This is a genomic window from Cupriavidus sp. L7L (assembly GCF_004353535.1).
GTDB classification, from domain to species: Bacteria; Pseudomonadota; Gammaproteobacteria; order Burkholderiales; family Burkholderiaceae; genus Cupriavidus; species Cupriavidus oxalaticus_A.
Map to the genome: position 1 here is coordinate 1 of NZ_SMNY01000136.1, position 4,436 is coordinate 4,436.

Here is a 4,436-nt window from a genome sequence, read left to right on the forward strand (position 1 = left end):
AAGGTATGGGGCAGCGCTAATCCATCCGACTTTGCGAACGCAATGCTCGAACTGAAGGACCACGAGATGGAAAAACGGGAGAGCGCGTTCGCCGGCCTCGGCTTGCTCTATCGACCTTCTCGCTTTGTCGAATACATCGGTCGCTGGGTAGACGAGTTGTACAAATCGCTCCCCACAAACACCTGGCAGCGTATCTATGACCGTGCAGTCGGCAACCGGTAGAGGGGAGGGGCCAACCACTGACGCGGACAACGAAATCGTCATCCCTGAGGTGGGCGTCCTCCTATACGACAACCCCAACGAGTGCACCTCCGGGCACGCCTCCGTCAATGGCTCACCGGCGACCCACGTTCGCCTGCATTCCGACCTCGCCAACAACGTCATCTGGGTGACGAATGGCGCGTGGAGTCAATTTATGGTGCAGGGACACCGGAACGTCCACAACCTGCGGGGCTCCGACTTCTTTCGTACCAACATCACTCAGATCGGCGCGGATTTGGGCCTGGACATGAACACCACAAACTCGGCTCAGGTCGCGCCAACAATCAGTCTCATCGCATCGCGGACATTCAAGCTCCTCGCCGAATGCTATGAGTGGAAGCCGAACGAAATCGCTAATGCGGAGAAGCTCCACCAGAACATCAAGTCACGCTTCCCGCGCGATGTGAATCTGAACAACCCAGCGCTGGAGCGCGGGCTGCAGGCGGCATACCAGACCGACTCTGCCACCTCCAAAGCGGACTTCATCGCAGACTCTGTGTTTCTCACGCTGCGCATGAACCGCCTCGCCCATGCCAAACGCGTCATGTCGTGCCCGGTACCGGAGGACGCTTGGGAATACATTCCAGGTGTGGCCCTTCCCAGTAGCCAACGGGAACGACTCGCGTTCTGCCTTTCCCATGAGCATCCCGTGCTCGCCGAGGTGCTGGTCGACATGTCTCGGGCCGACTCGCAATATGCGGCACTGTCCGCGTTCGGCCAAAAGGCAAGCAGTCGAATGGTCCTGCGTGAATGGGTATCGCACCCGGAGTTGCTTTGGCTCTCCCGCTTCGCGCCCGTCGAGATCAAGTCGGTCTTCCGGTCTTCGCGCTATGTGGCGCTCCCGGAGCGGATGCAGTTGCCTGTGGCCATGACCTCGGATCCTTTGCTGGAACTGTCCTACTCGGCAGGCTTGCTTGCCGAGAACCACTGGATGAGTCTCGCGAGCGATGAGTACAACAAGATCACCAAGAGAAAGCTGCTTTCCTCTCGCGCAGTTTGGCTGCGCGCCGCGGATAGGGCTCTGTGCTTCGCGCTGGCAAAGAAGGCCGTCGACAGGGGCTTCGTTGTGACGGGGTACGGCACGGGCGCGGTGCGCGTTCGCATCCAGCGCTCCGAGTTGTTCCAGGCACTGGAGTTCGCCATCGAAAACCAGCTGGTCGCGCCGAACTTCAGCCGAATCATTCACGCAGGAGATGCCGATGCAGCCGCAGCAGCATGACGCTCCCATCAACCTGGAGGAGCTGAGCGAGATCCTGTGCGCCGTCGCAATCCGCGCTGGCAATTTCGTCAGCCTAGACGTACTCGCGACCATGTCGCCTCTGCAGCGCGTCATGCACGCGGTGAAGATGGCAAATGACGCTTTGAGTATCGACCCCGTCGTTGCCAAAGTGCTCAGCGAAACCCAAGCAGCCCCCGTACTGAAGATCGAATTCATGAAGAGAAGGAACGCACAATGAGCAGGGCTCTCGCGACAAATGTAGTAGAAGGCGTGGAATCGATCCTCGCATGGCTCGCCAGTTTCGGACTCGGCGCAGATCTTCCGTCGTATTGCCACCTCGAATCCGCCATCGGTCTTGACGAGGATGACCCCCGTACCATCGCTGCGCGAGCGAAGAACCCTGAAGGGGTAAAGCCGTACATTCTGCTGACGCGCGAATGTTCCATGCTGACGGCCTTCGAGTTGACTGGCAGCATGGACGTGGTCGGCGAAGCGGAATTCGAGACCATCACATCCAAGGTGCACGACGCCCTGGCCTCGTACTTCCAGCGCCCCGGGCATAGTATCGAGATCACGTTCGAGCGCGACCCGGCACTCATGCGGGCCCACGTCGACAAGATGATGGAGCCGGCCTATGCCACGGCCAGGCGTCTGGGACTCGATGGCTTGCGCGACGTCCTCGATGACCGCTGCGCCCGCGTTGCCGCCCTGTGCCAACACGAGTCTTGCCTGCTCCTGGTCTATACGCATCTGTCGTCCATGTCGTCAGACGAACTCAAACGAGAGATGGCTGACCATCGCCAGCGTATCAAGGACCACAACATCCCCGCGGCAAGGTACGCACAATCGCCGACTGCGCTGATCAAAGGCCTGCTTCACACGCACGAAACGATCATTGAAGCCATTGAAGAGGACCTCCGCTCTGCAAAGATGCACATCGGTCGCCTCTCGACCCATCATGCCCTGCGCGAGATCCGCCGCACCTTTGATCGTCGGAACACCAGCCTGGATTGGAAGGCTGCATTGCCCGGCGACCGCTACACACCGCGTGCTTCGTCGCGCAAGAATGACGCCTCCAATCTTCTGCTTCCCAAGCTGTCTCAACAGTTGTGCAAGTCGAAAGCCGACACGGACGGCGAGTTCGTCGTCATCAACGGCCAGTACCACGGTTACTGCTTCATGGAGTTGGGTCCGCAAGATCCTCGCGACTTCATGATGCTGTTCCGGCGCATGGGCGACCAGCTCCCATGGCGAGTGAAGTGGACCATCGAGCCGGGTGGGATCGACTCCATGGCCATGAAGAAAACCATCGTGGATATCACGGCATTCTTGAGTTCGACTAATGCCGCTATCAAGCGCTCGTTCGACGCCCTGCAGGATGCGCGTGAAAACGGCGAGCACGACATCACCGTGAAGATCTGTGCATCCACATGGGCGAACAGTAAGGCTGACTGCCAGCGGCAAGTTTCTTCCATTGCGAAGGCGCTGGAAGGGTGGGGTATCACGCAAGTGACCACCGATGCCGGTGATCCAATTCAGGGCCTTGTCTCCACACTGCCGGGTTTCAGCGAGAAGAACATCGCTCCCCGGATGGTTGCGCTCCTGAGCGACGTGGTCCGGATGCTGCCGTGGCAGCGTCCGGCGTCGCCCTGGTTCGAAGGCGGTTCGATCCCCCTCCGCTCGCTGGATGGCAAGCTCTACCCCTACCAACCGACGTCGTCAAAGCAGACCGCATGGATCGATCTGATCTGGGCAACCATGGGGTCCGGTAAGTCGGTGTGGCTCAATACCCTGAACCTCGGATCGATCCTCTCGCCCGGGTTGAAGCGTATCCCGCTGATCACCATTATCGACGTAGGTCCGAGTTCCGCTGGGCTTATCGACCTTCTGCAAAGCGCACTGCCCGAAGACCGGAAACACGAGGCAATCTACTTGCGTCTGCGCAACACGGACGAGTTTGCGATCAATCCATTCGACACCCAACTCGGTTGTCGATACCCGACGCAGTTCGAGCGTGAATTCCAGATCGCGATGATCAGCATGCTCGCTACGCCAGCAGGACACACTGACCCGCCTGAAAGCGCCCCCGAGCTGGCAGCGATGATGATCGATGAGGCATATAAGCTGTATGCCTCGCAGGGATCGATGAAGCGTTACGACGCCATGACGGACGAGGCTGTTGATCAGGCCTTGGCCGAGGTCCGCGTGGCGACCGACGACAAGACGACATGGTGGGAAGTCACGGATGCCCTGATGGCCGCGGGCAGGCCGCGTGAAGCGCGCCTGGCGCAACGATTCGCTGTGCCCGTTCTCTCCGATCTCATTGACGTGGTCCGCAGCGCTCCGATTCGCTCGATTTTCTCGCCGAGCGAGGATTCCCAGGCCCGTACCGCGTCCGGCCTGACGCTGATCGACAAGATGTCCCAGGTACTAACGACCGCGCTGCGCGACTTCCGCATCATTTCGAGCCATAGCCGATTTGAGATCAACGAGAACTCGCGAGTTGTGGCGCTGGACCTGGACGAGGTGGCACGGGGCGGCGGCGAAGACGGGGAACGTCGCGCCGGCATCATGTTTGTCTTCGCCCGACAAATCGCGGCCCGCCAGTATTACTTGTCCGAAGAGATCCTCAAGCTCTGCCCGCCGCTGTATCAGCGCTATCACCAGGAGCGTATCGAGGAAATCCGAGATCAGATGAAAGGCCTGTGCGTCGATGAGCTGCACCGCACTGGCGGCAAAAAGGCCTTCCGGAAGCTGCTTTCACTGGACCGTCGTGAAGGACGTAAGTGGGGCATTCGCGTTTCGCTCGCCTCCCAGTTCATGACCGATTTCAACACAGACGGAGAGTCGATCACGGAATCCGCATTTTCCGTTTACATCATGAACGCTGGCACCAGCGACACACAGAAGGCTGCGCAGGATCTGTTTGGTCTATCGGACTCGGCCATTGAGCGGT

Annotated in this window: 4 protein-coding genes; all 4 read left to right on the forward strand. The window is 59.5% G+C overall.

Going from position 1 to position 4,436, the window contains the following annotated elements:
- Nucleotides 1–222, forward strand: a 222-nt coding sequence (locus E1J61_RS36515; protein ID WP_207951313.1) for a hypothetical protein, incomplete at its 5' end; no start/stop codon positions are given.
- The gene (locus E1J61_RS36520) at nt 197–1,480 is read left to right on the forward strand and encodes a hypothetical protein (RefSeq protein ID WP_133098612.1); all 1,284 of its coding nucleotides are present in this window, start codon (nt 197–199) and stop codon (nt 1,478–1,480) included. The genes E1J61_RS36515 and E1J61_RS36520, both read left to right, overlap by 26 nt.
- Entirely contained in the window at nt 1,461–1,718 is a 258-nt protein-coding gene (locus E1J61_RS36525) for a hypothetical protein (protein WP_133098613.1), read from the forward strand. Before E1J61_RS36520 ends, E1J61_RS36525 begins: the two co-directional genes overlap by 20 nt.
- Before the next feature lie 32 nt (nt 1,719–1,750).
- Nucleotides 1,751–4,436 (forward strand): hypothetical protein (locus E1J61_RS36530; protein WP_133098614.1); only part of this gene is annotated, 2,686 nt, incomplete at its 3' end.